Annotated in this window: 11 protein-coding genes; 3 read left to right on the forward strand and 8 right to left on the reverse strand. The window is 70.1% G+C overall.

The window, feature by feature from the left end; translation table 11 throughout:
- Positions 1–8 precede the first annotated feature (8 nt).
- Both F603_RS0125360 and F603_RS0125365 read right to left on the reverse strand, forming a co-directional pair.
- Entirely contained in the window at positions 9–764 is a 756-nt protein-coding gene (locus tag F603_RS0125360) for a maleate cis-trans isomerase family protein (RefSeq protein WP_019548750.1), read from the reverse strand.
- The gene (locus tag F603_RS0125365; protein ID WP_019548751.1) at positions 761–1,432 is read right to left on the reverse strand and encodes an isochorismatase family protein; all 672 of its coding nucleotides are present in this window, start codon (positions 1,430–1,432) and stop codon (positions 761–763) included. Before F603_RS0125365 ends, F603_RS0125360 begins: the two co-directional genes overlap by 4 nt.
- A 425-nt stretch (positions 1,433–1,857) precedes the next feature.
- Here F603_RS0125365 and F603_RS32900 point away from each other — a divergent pair, with 425 nt between their 5' ends.
- Positions 1,858–3,381 (forward strand): MFS transporter, encoded by a 1,524-nt coding sequence (locus tag F603_RS32900; protein ID WP_019548752.1) that lies wholly within the window; start codon positions 1,858–1,860, stop codon positions 3,379–3,381.
- Positions 3,382–3,505: 124 nt separating this feature from the next.
- Here F603_RS32900 and F603_RS0125375 read toward each other — a convergent pair whose 3' ends face one another.
- Both F603_RS0125375 and F603_RS0125380 read right to left on the reverse strand, forming a co-directional pair.
- The gene (locus F603_RS0125375; RefSeq protein WP_019548753.1) at positions 3,506–5,233 is read right to left on the reverse strand and encodes an ABC transporter ATP-binding protein; all 1,728 of its coding nucleotides are present in this window, start codon (positions 5,231–5,233) and stop codon (positions 3,506–3,508) included.
- Positions 5,230–7,008 (reverse strand): ABC transporter ATP-binding protein, encoded by a 1,779-nt coding sequence (locus tag F603_RS0125380; protein WP_019548754.1) that lies wholly within the window; start codon positions 7,006–7,008, stop codon positions 5,230–5,232. The genes F603_RS0125375 and F603_RS0125380 overlap by 4 nt, the downstream gene beginning before the upstream one ends.
- 289 nt (positions 7,009–7,297) lie before the next feature.
- On the opposite strand from F603_RS0125380, the gene F603_RS0125385 reads away from it, so the two are divergent.
- Together F603_RS0125385 and F603_RS33625 are read left to right on the forward strand one after the other, a co-directional pair.
- Positions 7,298–8,632 carry a cytochrome P450 gene (locus tag F603_RS0125385; RefSeq protein WP_026328703.1) on the forward strand — a complete coding sequence of 445 codons (1,335 nt, stop codon included), beginning with the start codon at positions 7,298–7,300 and terminating at the stop codon, positions 8,630–8,632.
- A gap of 35 nt (positions 8,633–8,667) precedes the next feature.
- A complete protein-coding gene (locus F603_RS33625) occupies positions 8,668–9,903 on the forward strand; it encodes a phthiocerol/phthiodiolone dimycocerosyl transferase family protein (RefSeq protein WP_019548756.1) in 1,236 nt (411 codons plus the stop codon).
- 87 nt (positions 9,904–9,990) lie between these two features.
- On the opposite strand, the gene F603_RS0125395 is transcribed toward F603_RS33625, so the two are convergent.
- From F603_RS0125395 to asnB, 4 genes are all read right to left on the reverse strand, one after another.
- Positions 9,991–12,600 carry an ABC transporter ATP-binding protein/permease gene (locus tag F603_RS0125395; protein WP_106431387.1) on the reverse strand — a complete coding sequence of 870 codons (2,610 nt, stop codon included), beginning with the start codon at positions 12,598–12,600 and terminating at the stop codon, positions 9,991–9,993.
- Positions 12,597–13,625 (reverse strand): ABC transporter permease, encoded by a 1,029-nt coding sequence (locus tag F603_RS0125400; RefSeq protein WP_245600899.1) that lies wholly within the window; start codon positions 13,623–13,625, stop codon positions 12,597–12,599. Before F603_RS0125400 ends, F603_RS0125395 begins: the two co-directional genes overlap by 4 nt.
- Entirely contained in the window at positions 13,622–15,208 is a 1,587-nt protein-coding gene (locus tag F603_RS32910) for an ABC transporter substrate-binding protein (protein WP_019548759.1), read from the reverse strand. Before F603_RS32910 ends, F603_RS0125400 begins: the two co-directional genes overlap by 4 nt.
- Positions 15,209–15,284: 76 nt before the next feature.
- Entirely contained in the window at positions 15,285–17,126 is a 1,842-nt protein-coding gene (gene asnB / locus F603_RS0125410) for an asparagine synthase (glutamine-hydrolyzing) (protein WP_019548760.1), read from the reverse strand.
- Between the last annotated feature and the right edge of the window lie 31 nt (positions 17,127–17,157).

Raw genomic sequence — 17,157 nt, forward strand, 5'->3', positions numbered from 1 at the left:
GGGGGCGTTCATCGGCGGTCACCGCCCGTCAAAGCGGCGCCGCCGGTCGAGAGACCGAGCGGCAGGCCGAGCGCCTCCAGGAGCTCGCGGGTCGTGGCGGTCGCGGCGGTCACCACGGGGAGTCCGAAGCGTTGCTCCACCTCGGGAACGGCGTCGAGCGAGGGCATTTGGACGCAGGCGGAGAGAACGATGCCCTCGGCCCCGGTGAGGTCCAAGCCGGCGACGTGCGCGGAGAGATCCCCGGGGTCGAGGCGGCCGACGGCACTGTTGTCGGTCACCGCCAGACTCACCGAGTCGACGACCTCCACCCCGTACTGCTCCAGATAGGCGAGCACGGTCCTCGTCAACTCCGGTGCATACGGGGCGACGACCGCGACCTTGCGCAGCCCGAGTGCATCGAGCGTGCGGACGAGTGCTCCCGCACTGCTCACCACGGGTGCCTCGCAGCCGTTGCCTGCCGTCACGTCCGCGAGCCACGGCTCGATCCGCTCGTGCGCCTTCGGCCCCTCCGCCATCAGCGCCACCAGGCACGCGTAGCCGAGGACACGCACTTGGGCGTCGGAGAGCTCCCTGGCGCAGCGGTCCCCCTCCTCGACCATGGCGTGCAGCGCGGCGGCCTCGACGGTGTGGAGCTCCGCGCGGCTGGAGTGGAAGGTGAACTCCTCGCCGTGCAGGGCGGTGTGTTCGCGCAGGAGCTTGGGGACCTCGGTCTCCATCGTGGTGTTGGAGCTGGGGACGACGAGTCCCACGCGGTGCGCCGTCATGCTGCCCCCTTGTGTGCGGTGGACCCCTCGGACGGTGCGGCGTTCCGGGCGCGGCTCAGGTACTCGGCGGCGTCGTCGAGCCCGACGACATCCGCGTACTTCTGCTGGAGATCGAAGAGGGCGGCGTCGTGCGGTGGTTGGGCCCGGTCGCCCACGCAGTCGGCCACGACGAGCGTGGCGAAGCCGTGCTGTACCGAGTCCACGGCGGTGGCCCGTACGCAGCCGCTCGTCGTGGCGCCACACACCAGGACGGTGTCGACACGCAGGGAGCCGAGCGCCGAGGCGAGCCCGGTGCCGAAGAAGCCACTCGCCGATGCCTTGGTGAGCACGGGTTCGTTCGGCCCGGGCGCGACCGCTTGATCGATCTGCACCGCGGGCGTTCCGCTGCGCAACGCGGCGAGTCCCGGCGACTTGTCGAGCCAGGCGTGCGGAACGCCGGGCGGGAAGGCGATGGCGGTGTACAGCACGGGTGCGCCGGCGGCACGGGCGGCGCCGAGCAGTCGCGCGGTGGCGTCGAGCTGCGGACGGAGGTCCGCGCCGGTGGGCAGGCCGGGGTCGGTGAAGCCGAGTTGGAGATCGACCACGACGACGGCGGGACGCACGCCGCGGTGGGCGCTGCTGCCGAAACCGGCGCTCCTGTAGCGGTCGAGCAGGTGGGGGTCGGTCACGGGAGGCACCTCTCGGGGAGGGGGTGACGGGGCGGAATGTCAGGGCACCGTCGGTGAACACCACTTGCGGAACACCGAGTTGGTACGGACGGTGCGGTCCGAGCTCCCATGAGAAACTTAATTAAATCTGCCGTCAACCGGTAGGCGCAGTTGCCTTGGGTTCCCGGTGTCCAAGTCGACGAGTGACCGGCCTCGCGCCCTCAAACAGCCCGTGTGCAGGGGTGATTGCACGGTGACGCGAGCCGGGTCAGAGGTGTCGGGTCGACTGAGTTCGGCATGACCGTTGACAGCCTCCGTATTAAGTATGCATTGATGGTGCCGCCACGAGCCCCCGTCGACTCATGGCGGCCGGCGGTGCCGCCGATCGCTGACGGGCTCACCGACTCCCTGCACGCAACCGCCCCCTCTGCGGAAGCGAGACCGACATGTCGCAAACCCACCACGCGGACCGGGACCGTCCGCCCACAGCAGGCGTGCGTTCCTACCGGATGCTGTGGATCATGCTCTTCGGCGGCTGGCTCTTCGCCTACGCCGATCGCGCCATCACCGGCCCTGTCGTCACATGGATGATCGACAACGACGTTTCGTTCATGCACGCGGCGCAGAACCCGCACGCGCTCGGCGGCCTCATCGGCAGCCTCTTCTTCGCCGGCTACATGCTCACGCAACTGCCCAGCGGCAGCCTCGGCGACCGGTACGGACACGCCACGATGCTCGTCGTCTCGTTCGTCTGGGCCGGCGTCGCCACGGTCATCAGCGGTGCCATCACGGGCTTGTTCGTCTTCGTCGCGATGCGCGTGCTGACAGGGCTCGGCGAGGGCGCGTTCTACTCCAACGACCGCGCCCTGATCGTCGCCCACACCCCCGCGCCCGAGCGCAGTCTGGGGCTCGGGGTCGCCATCACCGGGCTCGCGTTCGGGCTCACCGTCGCCAATATCGCAGCGCCGCCCCTGCTCGATTTCGGCGCCTCGGTCCTCGGCAAGGAACAGGGATGGAGGATGCCGTTCCTGATCTTCGGCGTGCTCACGCTCCTTGTCTCCGCCGTGATGTGGTGGTTCCTGCGACGCCTCGTCGGCAGGCTGCGTCCCGGGGTGCCGGCGCTGCGGCTGCTCGGTGTCTCGGCGGTCTTCTGCGCGCTGATCATGGCCCTGTTCTGGGCCAGCGACAGCCTCGGACTCCCGGAGTGGGCTTCGGCGTTGGCACAGGTGGTGCTGGCGCTGGCGATTGTCTTCGTGATGCGCCGCCGCGGCGCCTTCGGGCAGTCGCGGACCCGGCGGGGCGGTAGCGGTGTCATCGACAGGGAGACGCTGCTTATCTACGTCGCCGGTATCGCCATCCTGTGGAGCATCTGGCTCTTCGGGTACTGGTCGGTGGCGATCGTCTCGTCGGCGGCGGACTCCTCGCTCGTCGAGGCGGGCCTCACCGCGGCCTTCAACGCGGGTGCCGGCATCATCGGCTTCCCCGTCGGCGGCTGGCTCTCCGACCGCGCCCTGCAACGTGGTTGGGGTCGGCGCAACCTGCTCATCGCCGCCACCGTCGCGCAGGGCACGCTGGTCCTGCTCTTCGGCGTCTACCTCCAGCACGTCCAGCAGCCCTCGTTGTGGGTGATGGGGTTGCTGCTCTTCGCAACGGGGCTCTTCCTCAACGCGGTGCAGCCGATGTCCCAGGCGCTCACGGCCGACCTCGTAAGCGACGAGTCCCGCGGCGCCGCCTTCGGGATGTGGAACCTGATCGCGGAGATCGGCGCCGTCGCCAGCCCCGTGGTCTCGGGCGCTCTGCGGGATACCACGGGGAGTTGGTCGACCGCGGTCTACGTGGACGCGGGGCTGGTGCTGGCGAGCGCGTTCCTCTACTTGGGTGTGCGCCGCACCGGACCGCTCGCACGGGATGACGGTCCGGCGGGCGGCCCCGCGCACGGCGAGTCCGTCGTGGCGTCCGCCGGCGACTGAGCGAGCCGGACGGTGACAGAGAGGCGAGGAGAGGACGCTTCTGCCGGCCGACGCGCGTGTCCCGTGGGAACTCTGCGTTCCCACGGGACAGTTGACGCCGGCTGGTAAGGGGAGCCCCCCGTGCTCAGGGGGAGGGCGCGATCTGCCAGTTCGAAGCCTGGCTGCGTGCTGCCCAGAAGGCGCTGTACGCGCCTTCGCTCGCGAGGAGTTCCGGATGTGTGCCGAGTTCCTGGATGCGACCGTCGGAGAGGACCGCGATCTGGTCGGCGGAGGCGATGGTGGACAGGCGGTGCGCCACGACCAGGACGGTCCTGTCCACGGACATCTCCCGAAGCGCAGCACTCACCGCGGCTTCGTTCTCCCCGTCCAGCGCGGCGGTCGCCTCGTCGAGGAGGACTACCGGGGCATCCTTGAGGAGGGCGCGCGCGATGGAGACGCGCTGCCGTTCCCCGCCGGACAGGTTGGAACCGCCCTCTCCGACCGGGGTTGCCCAGCCGAGAGGCAGGCGTGCGACGACCTCGGTGAGGCGCGCGGACTCTGCCGCCGCGCGGAGTTGGGCGTCGGTGGCGTCGGGGCGGCCGATGCGTACGTTCTCCTCCACCGTGGTGTCGAAGAGGTAGACGTCCTGCGAGACGATCGCGATCTGGCGCATCAGGGTCTCGTTGTCCATCTCGCGTACGTCCACACCGCCGATGCGCACCGCACCTGCGTCGACGTCCCAGAACCGGGCCGCGAGCCGGGTGACGGTCGTCTTGCCGGCTCCGGACGGGCCGACGAGCGCGGTCATGGTGCCAGGGGGGCAATCCAGTGTGAGTCCGCTGAGGACCGGTTTGTCGCCGTAGTCGAATGCGACGTCGCGGAACTCCACCCGGGCGTCCCGCGGTGGTCGGGGAGTTGCGGGCTCGGGCAGGGGCGGGGTGGTCAGGATGCGGTCCACGCCGTCGAGCGCTGTGGCGGCCAGTTGTACGCCGGTGCCGTAGGGGGCGAGCAGGGAGACGGGCTCGGTGAAGCGGACGGCGAGGATCAGGAGAGCGACGATGTCCGCGATCCGCGTCTGCCCGTCGAGTACCAGCCAAGCCGCGACCACGCTGACCAAGGCGAAGCCGGCTTCGACGACCACCATGTACCAGGCCATCGGGGCGTTGCCTTTGTTGAGGCTGCGCACGGTGGCCGAACGGTCCGCGCGGAGCGCGGAGTCCAGCGACTCCCAACCCGACTCGGTACGCCCCGCGGCGCGCAGCACCGCCTGGGCGTGCGCGAATTCCAACACTCGGCTGGACACGTCGGAGAGCGAGGCGCCCTCCTCCGCTTGCGAGCCGGCGGAAGTCCGCTGTACCCGGCGGTAGAACACATACCCCAGCGGAGTCAGCGCCAGGAAGGCCACCGTCAGTCGCCAGTCGACGAACGCGGTGACGACCACGACCGTAGCGGGGGCGGTCACGGTGACGGTGATCTGCTGAAGGACCATGCCGGGGAAGTTGCCGAAGCTCTGTGCCGCGCCCATGACGGTCAGCAGTTCGCCCGTCCTCGCCTTGGTGAACCAGCCGAGAGGCAGGTGGACGACGTGAGAGGCGAGTTTCCGCGCCAGGGTCATGCTGCTGCGTTCGACTCCGATGGCGTAGCCCTTGTTGGAGGTGATCCACATGGCGACGCCGGAGGCGAGAGCGCCAACGGCCGCGACGATCAGCCACGGAAGCGCGCCCCGCACATCGCCGGTGAGCACGGCGCGCAGGACGGGGACGAGGGTGGCGAACGTGACGCCCTGGCACACCCCGGCGGTCACGTAGCCGAGGATCTGGCCGCGCATGCCGGTGGGTGCGCCGAGCAGCCGCTCGGCCTGCCGAATGATCATTTTCCGGTCTCCTGAACCGTCTGTTGAGCCTTCCACAGCCGCGAGTACAGGCCGCCGCTCTCCAACAAGTCGCCGTGTGTGCCGCGTTCGGCGACCTTGCCCTCGTCGAGCACCACGATCTGGTCGACACCTGCGATGGTGTGCAACCGGTGCGCGATCACCAGCAGCGTCCGGTTCCGGCTCAGCGCCCCCAGGGCCCGCTGCACGTCGGCCTCGCTGTGGGGGTCGGCGTGCGCCGTGGCTTCGTCGAGGATCACGACCGGGGCGTCCTGGAGGATGGCGCGGGCGATGGTGACGCGCTGGCGTTCTCCGCCGGAGAGCTCGCCGTTCTCCTCGCCGAGGACGGTGTCGTAGCCGTCGGGGAGCGTGGTGATGACGTCGTGGATCTGGGCTGCCCGCGCCGCCGACTCCACTTCCTCGTCGGTAGCCTCCGGGCGTCCGAGCCGGATGTTGTCCCGCACCGATGTGCGCAGCAGGATCACGTCCTGGAAGACGAACGCGACCATGCTGAGCAGCTTCTGGGTCGGAATGTCGCGGACGTCCGAGCCGCCGATCCTGATGCTCCCGGCGTCGACGTCCCAGAAGCGCGGCACCAGACGGGCGAAGGTCGTCTTGCCCGAGCCAGACGGCCCCACGAGCGCGGTGACCGTGCCCGGCTCCAGGACGACGTCGATGTCGCGCAGTGCGGGGGTGCCCTCTCCGTAGCCGAAGGTCACCCCCTCGAAGGTGACGCGGCTGTTCTTCGGTACCGCTGCCGACTCCGGTTCGGGCAGCGGGCGTTCGCTGAGGACTCGGGCGATGTGGGTGGCCCCGAGCTGGGCGTCCCGGATGGCGTAGCCGAGTTGGGCGACGTTCAGTACGGTGCTCGGCAGCCCGACGCCCACGGCGAGGAAAGGCAGCAGCGTTCCCGGCGCCGTCCAGTCGAAGGCGATGAACGTACAGCCGACGGCGGCGATCCAGACCACCATGGACGCGGGCGAGAGGAGCGTGTTGATCAGGTTGGTGGGGCGTCCGATGCCTGCCATCCACCGCATGCACACGTCCGAGAGACGGTCGGTCGCCTCGGCGAACCTTCCGAAGCTCCGTGAGGCGGTCCCGTAGGTCTTGATGACCTCGACGCCGTCGGCGAGTTCCACGGTCGTCTTCGTCAACTCCGCCTGGGCGGTGTTGAATGCGTCCATGTTGCGTTGGTAGCCCTGCTGGATGCGGGGGGCCAGTACGGCGAGGACGACGCATACGTAGCCGACGACCAGGAGCCCGACGCGCCAGTCGACGGTCAGCATGTAGACCACGGCGGCCAGCGGCATGACGATGCCGGAGGTCATGTCGGCTGCGGCATGAGCGACGAGGGTGTGCACCTGTTTCACGTCGTCCGCGACGGCCTTCTTCACCTCGCCCGAGCCGTTGGCCGAGAACCAGCCCAACGGCAGCCTGCCCAGGTGCCGGGCGATACGGGACCGGGTGAGGTACCGGAAGTCGGCGTCGGCGTAATGGCAGAGCTGGGTGGCGCCGATGTAGAGCAGGCTGCGCAGCACCGCGCCGCCGATGCCCGCGAGCACCCACCACCACACCAGGGTCGACTCACTCGTCCCGTGCTCCAGCAACGTCCGCCCCAGCTCGGCGACGGCCACGTACGGCACGAGCGCGCAGGCCGAGGAGAGCCCTGCCAGGGCCACCCCGAGCAGCAACTTGCCTCTGACGGGCCGCACCAGGTTCTTGAGCGCTCCCGTGTCGACCAGCGGTGGTTGTCCGCCGGGAGCGGGTTCTTGCGTCATCTGTCGTCATCCGTCCTGAGCTGCGACGGAGCACACAAGGCCACGTCTGGCTCCGTGAACGCACGTGCCCGGCAGCAGTTCCGGAAGGCCGACAAGCGCTGCCGGCCCGGTTCGGGCTTGTTGCTGACGGGGGGTGCCATTCGTGAATTGGAAATTATATTCATTTTGCGTGGCAGGTTACGCAGCGCTCTGCGTGGAGTCAACGGAGAGCCGCGGCAGTTGACGTCAGCCGGGAGGCCGGCGGGTGACGCCACAGGTGTGGTCGACCGTGCAGGCGAAAGGGAGCGTGATGACGTCGGAACCCACGGCCCGGGAAGCGGCCCGCATCAGGAGGCTGCCGCTTCCACCCGGCCCCCGACTGCCCAGAGTGGTGCAGACCGCGCTGTACCGACGCGTGCCCTACCGCCTGACCCCGAAGTTGCGCGGCACATACGGCGACATCGTCCTGCTGCGCCTCTTCCCGGAAGGAACCGTCGTCCAACTCGCCGACGCGCAGCACATCCAGGCACTGCTGAAGGGCAGCGACGCGGTGTTCCACGGCGGCGAGGGCAACGCCATCGTGGAGCCGATCCTGGGGTCCGGTTCCCTCATGCTCGCCGACGAGGCGGAGCACAGGCGCGCACGTCGACTGCTCATGCCGGCCTTCCGTACCGCGGCGCTGCGCGGTTACGAGGACATGGTGGGCCGTCTCGCAGCCCGCGAGGCGGAGCAGTGGCGGCCGGGCGTGGCCTTCAGGGCGCACGACCGCATGAACGGTCTCACCCTGGAGATCATCATGCAGGTCGTTTTCGGGGTGGCGGAAGGAGCTCACCTGGGCGAACTGCGCCATCTGATGGGTGAGTTCGTTAAGGTGAAGCCGCTCGACTTCCTGGGCTGGCACATGCCCGCCCTCCAGAAGGTAGGACGCTGGCGGCGGAAGCTCGCCCAGCAGCGTCGGCTCGACGAGCTGATCCAGGCTCTGATCGCCGAACGCCGCGCCGCGAAGGACACCGCGGAACGGCATGACGTGCTCTCGCAACTCCTGTCCGTGCCGGCGGAGTCGGACGCGCTGACCGATGCCGAGCTGCGCGACCAGCTCGTCAGTCTGCTGCTCGCCGGGCACGAGACGACCGCTACCGCCCTCGCCTGGTCGCTGCACGCCCTGGCGTGGGACAGCGCTCTCCAGGAGAAGGCCGCCGCCGCTGCTGTCTCCGACGATCGCAAGTACCTGGAGGCGATAGTCAAGGAAGCACTGCGGCTTCATCCCGTCATCTCGGAGATCGCCCGCAAGGTGACGCAGGAGGTGGAGATCGGCGGCTTCCGTGTCCCCGCCCGCGCCGTGGTCATGCCGATGATCGGCCAGGTCCATACCGACGCCGAACACCACGAAGATCCGGGCGCGTTCAGGCCGGAGCGCTTCCTCGACGGTCGGGTCCCACGTGGTAGCTGGCTGCCGTTCGGAGGCGGGCCACGCTACTGCCTGGGGGCCGGATTCGCCTTGATGGAGTCCGCTCTCGTGCTGCGGGAGATCCTGACGCGCTATCGGCTCTCCCCGTGCGGTGACCGGCCGGAGGAACCGCGTGCCCGCCACGTGATCCTCGTCCCCGCCCGCGGCTGCAAGATCACTACCACTCGCCGCGGCTGACAGGCTCAAGCCGCTCTCTCACCCCGGAGGCCCCCGTGGTCGAACAGCGCCCCCTCGAACCCAGCGAATCCCTGCTGATGCGTTCCGACCAGGGCATCGTCTTCGATGCCCTGGTGGAAGGCCCGGTGGACGTCGACGCCATGGAGAGAGCGTGGGCGGAACTGCTCGCCCTCGACCCCGCGTTGGCCGGGACCATCAGCCAGCAACAGGGGCGATACGTGCTGTCGGCGCGGGCACCAGCACGGTCGAAGGCGCGCACGGCCACGACCACCCCGGAGCACCGCGAGGCGCTCGCCGCCGCCCTCGACCCTGCGACAGCTCTGGCCCGTCTCGTCGTCACTCCGTGCGAGGGTGGCTACAGGGTCGGGCTCGCCATCCATCACGCGGTCGCAGACGGGCGGGCGGCAGCGGCGCTCTATGCCCTGCTGTGGGAGCGCTACACGGCTGTGCTCTCGGGAAAGGGGGAGCACGTCGCTCCCCGAGGCGGACTCCGACCGGGCGCCGAGCCGTTCCTCTCGCACCTGTTCACTCGCGAAGAGGTAGAGGCCGCGGTGCGTGCGTACCGAGGCGCCTTCCACGGGTTTCCCAAGGGACCGGCGGCCGGGGTCGGCGACGACGGCGCGGTGCGGGTACGGCGCCTCCTGCTGGACCGTGCGGAGACCAACTCCCTGCTCGCCACCGCACGGAGGGCCGAGGTGTCCGTGCACGCACTTCTCTGCGCCGCGCTCCTGAGCGCCGGCCGCAGGGCGGACGCTGACGAGGGGGCGCCGCTGCTGCTGTCGGGCTGGTCGGTGGTGGATCTGCGGCGTCGGGTCACGCCGCACGTCTCCGACCTCGGCGTCACCAACTTCACCAGCGGCGCCAAGAGCGAGCTGGACGTCGCTCGCGACACCGACCCGTTGCAGCTCGCACGGCGGGTGAAGCGGCAGCTCGACTCCCAACTCGCGGCGCGGACACCGCAGAAGCTGGCGCTGCGGCTGGGGGAGGTGGTGGGTGCTGCGTTCGCCTCCGTCTCTCCGCCGCGCTTTCTGCTGACGAACCTCGGGGTCCTTCCCCCGTTGCAGGTCCCGGACGGCGTCGCCATCAGGGACCTGCGGTTCTACGACTCCCAGCCCGTACCCGTTCCCATATACATGGCCCAGACCTACGCCGGGCGCCTCAGCGTGGAACTCGTCCAGTGGCAGTCGGCGGCGAGTGAGGAGCAGGCACGCACGGCGCTCGGCACACTGCGCGAAGCGCTCGTGCCGTCGTCTCCTCCCGTGCCTCTCTGAGCGTCGCCCCGCCTGCTGGCTGTGCGGCGCGGGGTGGCGTGGTGGGCCGGTCGCGCGGGTTCTCCCCGGTGCGCCGCACGTGCGCAGTCATCCACCCTTTTGATCGGCAGTGCGCAACGGGCTTCCCCTTCTGTCGAGTTGTCTTGCGAGGGAAGCGTCGAGCATTCCGCGAGTGGCCGGATGGGCGGGGGCGGTGAGGACCCTTGCCACGGGGCCGAACTCGCACACCTCGCCGTTGCGCAGCACCGCTATGTCTCCTCCCAGTCGGGCCGCGACGGACAGATCGTGGGTGACGACCACCAGCGTCATCCCGTCCTCGGACCGCAGGGAGGCCAGCAGCTTGACCATGGAAGCCGCCGTGGCTGCGTCGAGTGCGGAGGTGATCTCGTCGCAGAGCAGGACCTCCGGCCGGGCGGCCAACGCCCGTGCCAGGGCGACGCGTTGTCGCTGACCGCCGGAGAGCGCGGAAGGTGGCCGCCCGGCCGTCGAAGAGGGGAGGTCCACCCTCGCCAGCAGCTCCTCCGGGGCGTGCGGTGCGGGAAGCCGTCCCGCGGGTGCGAACAGGCGGAGTGGCCGGCGGAGGATCTCGTCGACTGTGTGGGCGGGGTTCAACGAGTCGAAGGGGTCCTGCGGCACGAACTGGAGGGTACGGAGCGTTTCCCGCGTGCGGTCCCCGACCGCATGCGGAACGGCCTTCCCGGAGAGAAGAAGCTCGCCGTGCCATTCCGGGTGTAGGCCCGCGAGGCAGCGCAGCAGGGTGCTCTTCCCGCTGCCCGAGGGACCGACGACGGTGAGGCAGCCGGCCCGTGGGACATCCAGGTCCAGCTCCCGTAGCACGGCCGGGCCTTGCCGGGAGTGTCCCGCGCGCAGGCCGCGCACTCGGAGGAGGGGACCTGTCTCGGGCGCCTCGCGCTCGGTCGTGCGAACTACGGCGCTGTCGCCCTCCGTTGCCCCCGACAGCTCGCGGAAAGCGGAGTGCGCGACGAGGGCCGTCTCGGCCAGCTTTCGGCCGGGCTCGCTCACCGGCTGGTCGAGCACGTCGGAGACGGTGCCGGCCTCGACGATCCGGCCGTGTGCCATGAGCAGGACGCGGTCCGCTGCGCGGGCGGCGGCAGCCAAGTCGTGTGTGACCAGCAGGATTCCCACGCCGGTGCGGTCGCGCAGCGTCGAGAGGTCCCTCAGCAGAGCGGCAGCCGTGACCGGATCGAGGGCGCTGGTCGGTTCGTCCATGACCAGAAGACCGGGCCGAGGGGCGAGGGCGCCTGCGAGGGCCACACGTTGCCGCTGTCCCCCGGACAACTGGTGCGGCCAGCGCCTGAGGAACGCGTCGTCGTCAGGGAGGTCGACCAGTCGCAGAGCCTCGCGTGCCCGGGTGGTGCGCTCCGCAGCGGGGACCTCGGCTGCTCTGAGGAGTTCGGCCAGGTGCGTTCCGATCCGCATGGTGGGCGACAACGCGGTACGGGGGTCCTGCGGTACGTACGCGGTGTTGCGGGCGCGCAGGGACCGCAGGGCGCGAGGGCCGAGTGTGTGCAGCTTGCTGCCGCTCAGCGTCAACTCGCCGCGGGTGTGCGTCAGTCCGGGTCGGAACCCGCCGAGCAGGGCCAGTGCGAGGGTGGTCTTGCCGCTGCCGGATTCGCCGACCAGCGCGAGTATCTGCCCCGGCGCCACGTCGACGTCGACCTCGTGCAGCACGTGGCCGGAGGCCGAGGCGACGCACAGACCGCGGGCCTGCGCCAGCACTTCGCCGTGGTGGGAAGTGGTGGCGGGGACCGCGGTCTGTGCAGGGGTGTGCCGGTGTTCGTCCGCCGGTCCTGTGGGTTGGCGAACGCCGGGCGTGAGGCGGTCGACGAGCATGTTCGCGGACACGAGGATGGCCAACAGCAGGACGGCGGGCGCCAGGACGGCGAGCGGCTGGAGAGCCAGTCCCGGCTGGTTCTCCAGGAGCATCAGGGCCCAGTCGGCTTCCGGCGGTTGGGTGCCGTAGCCGAGGAACGCGGCCGTCGCGATGGTGAACACGGCGGCGACAAAGCGCACGCCGGCGTCGGCGCAGAGCAGCGGGAGCAGGTTGGGCAGCAGTTCCCGGGAGAGGATCGACGGGGTGCGCTCTCCGCGTGCCTGCGCAGCTTCCACATAGTCGTGTTCGAGGGCCTGCGCGGTCGCGGCGCGCACCATCCTGGCGATGTCGGGGACGAGGATCACGGCCGTCGCGACGGCGACGCCGACCGGACCGCGACCCACGGCCACGACGAGCACGCTGAGAAGGATGAAGGCGGGCATGCTCATGAGCAGATCCGCGGTGCGCATCAGCACGGAATCGACCCAGCCCCGCCGCAGCGCGGCCAGCATCCCCGCCACCGCGCCCAGCAGATACGCGGCCACCAGCACACCGCACGCGGAGAGGATCAACCCTCGACCGCCGCTGAGGACACGGCTGAGCACGTCCGCCCCCAAGTGGTCGGTACCCAGCGGGGTTTCCCCACTCGGGGAGGCATAGGGAATGTCGACGGTCGCACCGGGATCGTGAGGCGCAAGCCAGGGGCCGACGAGGGCGAGCAGCAGGCCGGCAGCGAGGACCAGGGCGCTCACCCGGGCGCGCCTGCGCTGTCGCGCTCCGGACGCCTTTCCGCGCGGGGGCGGTGTGAGCGACGTCGGAGAGTCCTGGGGCGTGGCCTGTACGCCGAGACGGGGGCTGGTCATGTTCCTCTTCCACGGACGGGCTGGAATATCGCGGACAGGACGTCGGCGACCAGGTTGAGCGCCACGGTGACGCACGTGGTGAGCATGGCGACGGCGAGGACCACGGGCGCGTCCCTCGCGGCGGCGGCCTCCACGAGTGCCGCGGCGATCCCCGGGTATCCGAAGAGCGTCTCGGCGATGAGCGTCCCGCCCAGGAGATAGGAGACGTGCCGAGCGAGCACGGGGACGGCGGGGACGACGGCGCCCGGCACGACCCAGCGCAGCACCACGCGCCACTCCGGTACGCCGCTCAACCGCGCGACCTGCACGGCCTCACCGTGCGCGGCCTCGACAGTGGCTGCCCGGATGAGGCGCACGTTCTGTGCCAGGCACGCGGAGACGAGCGTGGCCACCGGCAACACCAGCAGACTGGGCCGGCCCATCGGGTGCTCTCCTGCGGAGAGCGTGGAGACGGCCGGCAGCCAGCCCAGCCACGTCGCGAAGCACAGCACGAGCACTGTCCCGGCGACGAACTCGGGGACGCTCACCAGCGTGAGGACGGAGGCGGACACGATCCGGTCCGCACGCCTGCCGGCGCGCAATCCGGACCACAGCCCGAGCGTGAGAGCGAGCGGGACGAGCACGGCGATGGCGACGGTCCCCAACAGCAGGGAGTTGAGGGCACGTTCACTGACGAGCCGGGAGACCTCGCCTCCCTGGGCGTAGGAGATGCCGAGGTCGCCTCGCAGGGCGTGCGTGAGCCACCGGAGGTAGCGCTGGGGGAAGGGAGCGTCCAACCCCAGCGCGTGCCGGAGCGCCTCGACCCGCTCGGGAGTCGCTCCGCCCTGCCGGGAGAGCTGCGCCGTGGCCGCGTCCCCCGGCGCGAGGTCCGTGGCGAGGAAGACGAGCACGGACACGAGCAGGAGCACGGCGACCGAGGCGAAGAGCCGGCGTACGACCAGGACGGCGAGACCCCGGGTCCGTGAGGTGCGCGCTTCGGGAAGGGGGTCCGCCGCCGGGGGACGGCGGTCCTGCACCCTACTCACGGGGCGAGGAAGGCGTCCCGCAGGGACGGATACTCGGCCCATCCGAGCGCCTTGACGCCCTGGGCCTCGGGGGTCGCGGCAGCCGCACTGGGCAGCCTGGCGAAGACGGCGTCTCCGCCCTTCTCGTGCAGGTAGTGCTGGACGTCGGAGACGGCTCGCTTCCGGTCGGTCTCCGAGACCGCTCGCCGCATGTCGTCGAGGAGGCTCTCCAGGCGCCGGGGTGCCTTGCCGGTGAAGGGGTAACTGGCGTTGCTGCCGTAGTAGTTGGACAGTTCGAGAGGGAGTGGCATGGGGGAGTACGCCGCTGACTGGATCGGCGTGTGCAGCAGCTTGTCGGTGTCGCCGTAGTAGTCGGCGGCCGGCACCTTGTCCAACTCGACGCGGAGATCCGCCGCTTCGGCCTGCTGGACGAACGCCGAGGCGCTCTCCACCGTGCCGTACGCGACGGCGGCTGTGCGCAGGGTGACGCCCTTCCCGCCGAGTCCCGCCTTCTTCAGCAGAGCCTTTGCGCGGTCCGGGTCGTGCTCGCGTGCGGGCAGGTCGTCCGCGTACCAGGGCTGGTGCATGCCGCGAGCGTCGTGGGCCGCCTCTCCGAAGCCCAGGGTCACGGTCTTGACCATGGCTTCCCTGTCGATGGCGTACTTGACGGCTTCGGCGAGCGCCGCGGAGGTGAACGGAGGCACGTCCAGGTTCATGGCGAAGGCGAGTTCCGTCCACAGCTCCTTCGGCGGCAGGAGGATGCGCAGCCTCTCGTTGGCCTTCTCGGCTCGCGCCGTCGCCAGGGAGACGCCGCCCGCGTAGTCGAACTGGCCCGACTTGAGGCCGCTCAGTCGGGCTGCGGCGTCGCCGACCGAGAACAGCTCGACCTCGTCCAGGTACGGGCCACCGCTGTCGGCGTCCCAGTACTCCTTGTTGGCCTCGAGCAGGCTGCTCTTGCCCGGCGACCACTTCTTCAGCACGAACGGCCCGGTTCCCGGGGCCTTGTTCAGGTTCTCGGTGCCGTCGGGGAAGATGAACATGGACTGCGCCAGGGCCAGATCGAAGGATCCGTCCGGCTGCTTGAGCGGGAGGACGAGCGTGCGGTCGTGGCGTACGCGCGCCTTGGCGAGGTCGGCGTTGGCCAGCAGCGCGGCCTGGCCGCCGGGGTGTTTCGCGATGGTGCGCAGGCTGAAGAGCACGTCGTGTGCATCGAGTTGGGCGCCGTCGCTGAAGCGGACGCCCTTGCGTACCCTGATCGTCCACTGGGTGGCGTCGGCGTTGTGCTCCACCGACTCGGCCAGCCGCCACACCGGCTTGTTGCCTTCCAGCTCTCCGAGGGTGTCCCACACTATGCGCGCCCGCACGTAGTCCACGACGGTCGCGGTCGCCTGGACCACGCTCGTCGATTCGGCGCTTCCTCCGGCGAAGGCGGCGCGCAGTCTGCCGCCCTTGCGCGGCTTTCCGGAGTAGGACTCCTCGGCTGCGGGAGTCCCGTCGTTGCCGCAGCCGGTGAGGAGACCGCCGACGGCGAGCGCGGCGGCCCCGCCGGCTCCGCGGGAGAGCACCGCGCGCCGGGAGAGTCTGGAGAGGGGTGTCTTTTCCACTGTGCTCCTTCTGATTCTGGGCGTGCCCGCAGGTTCGGTGCCTGTCGAGCCGACGAGCGCGAGTTGGCCGGCCGGGTCAGGAGAGGTCCACATCGGGCTGGTAGAGGTCGAACCAGTGGTGGAGGTCGAGGACGCGTTCCAGTCCGAGCCGACCGTCGCTGGGCAGGGACTCGGGCTCGGTGGCGACCCGCTCGGTGAGCCAGTCCCGGTCGACGAGTTCGAAGACCGGCGACCCGCGCTCGGCGAGGACCTCGCGTGCCTGCTCCTGGAGGGCCTTGGCGTAACGGGGGTCCTGGGTGGTCGGGTAGGGGCTCTTCGTCCGGTCGACGACGGACGCGGGCAGCGCGTCCCGGACCGCTTCCCGCAGCAGGCTCTTCTCCCTGCCGTCGAAGCTCTTCATCGACCAGGGAGCGTTGTAGACGTACTCCACGAGCCGGTGGTCGGCGAACGGAACGCGCACCTCGAGGCCCACGGCCATGGACAGCCGGTCCTTGCGGTCCAACAGCGCACGGACGAGCCGGGTCAGGTGCAGATGGGAGATGGTCCGCATTTTGCGTTCCGTCTCGGACTCGCCGTCGAGATGCTCCACCCCGGCGACGGCCTCCGCGTACTGGTCCGCGATGTACGAGGGGATGTCCAGCCTTTCCCGCACTCGGGGGTGGAGCAGCGCAGTGCGGTCGGTGGTGTGCGCGTTCTGGAAGGCCAGCCAGGGGAAGGTGGGTGCGTCCCGCGCCGCAGGGTGGTGGAACCAGATGTAGCCACCGAAGAGTTCATCGGCGAACTCCCCGGAGAGCGTCACTGTGGAGTGCTCCCGTATCGCACGGAAGAGCAGGTACATGGAGGAGTCGATGTCCCCCAGGCCCACCGGTATGTCCCTCGCCCGTACAACGGCCCTGCGCAGCTCCGGATCGACGAGTTCGGAGGGGTCGAGAACCACGTCGCGGTGCTCGGTACGGACGTGGGCGACGACGTCCCGGATGAACGGGGTGTCCGGGGTCTCGCGCATCTCGTCCGGGGCGAAGGACGACTCCTGGCCGAGGAAGTCGACCGAGAAGGTGCGCAGTTGCTCGCCGAGTTCCCGTACGTGCGGGGCGGTCAGCGCGGTGACGGCGCTGGAGTCGAGGCCGCCCGAGAGCAGCGCGCACAGCGGCACGTCGGAGACCGACTGGCGCTGCGCCGTGTCGCCGAGCAGCTCCCGTACCCGCTCGACAGTGCTCTCCCGGTCGTCGGTGTGTTCCCTCGTCGGGAGGGACCAGTACGTGCGGTGCCGGATGCCCTGCCGGTCCACCGTCGTGACGGTGCCGGGCTCCACCTCGCTCATGCCCTTCCACAGCGACCAGCCGGGGGCCTTCGTGAAGCCGATCAGTTCGTGCAGGCAGTCGAGGTCCACCACCCGCTGTGCGCGGGGGTTGGCGAGTATCGCTTTCGGTTCCGAGCCGAAGAGGACACCGTCCGCCGTCGGGTAGAGGTACAGCGGCTTGACGCCCATCCGGTCGCGCACGAGGAGGAGTGTGTCCTTGCGCGCGTCCCAGAGGGCGAAGGCGTACATGCCGTTGAGCCGGTCGACGGCTTGTTCGCCCCACTCCAGGTAGGCGTTGAGAACCACTTCGGTGTCGCTTTCGGTGCGGAAGTGGTGGCCGAGTCCGCGCAGACGGTGGCGCAGTTCCGCGAAGTTGTAGGTCTCCCCGGTGTAGACGAGGGTGACCTCGCCCCGGGGGGTGGTGGCCGTCATGGGCTGGATGCCGCCCGGGGGATCGATCACCGCAAGGCGCCGATGTCCCAGGGCCACGTGGGTGCGCACCCACGTGCCGGAAGCGTCGGGACCCCGGTCCGACATGGTGGCGGTCATGGCGTCGACGGTCTTCTGGTGGGCGGTCAGGTCGTCGTTGAACGCGACCCAGCCGGCGATTCCGCACATGTGTCCACTTCCTCGGTTGCAAGGGTTGTTC

Source organism: Streptomyces sulphureus DSM 40104, from assembly GCF_000381025.1.
Taxonomy (GTDB): Bacteria; Actinomycetota; Actinomycetes; order Streptomycetales; family Streptomycetaceae; genus Streptomyces; species Streptomyces sulphureus.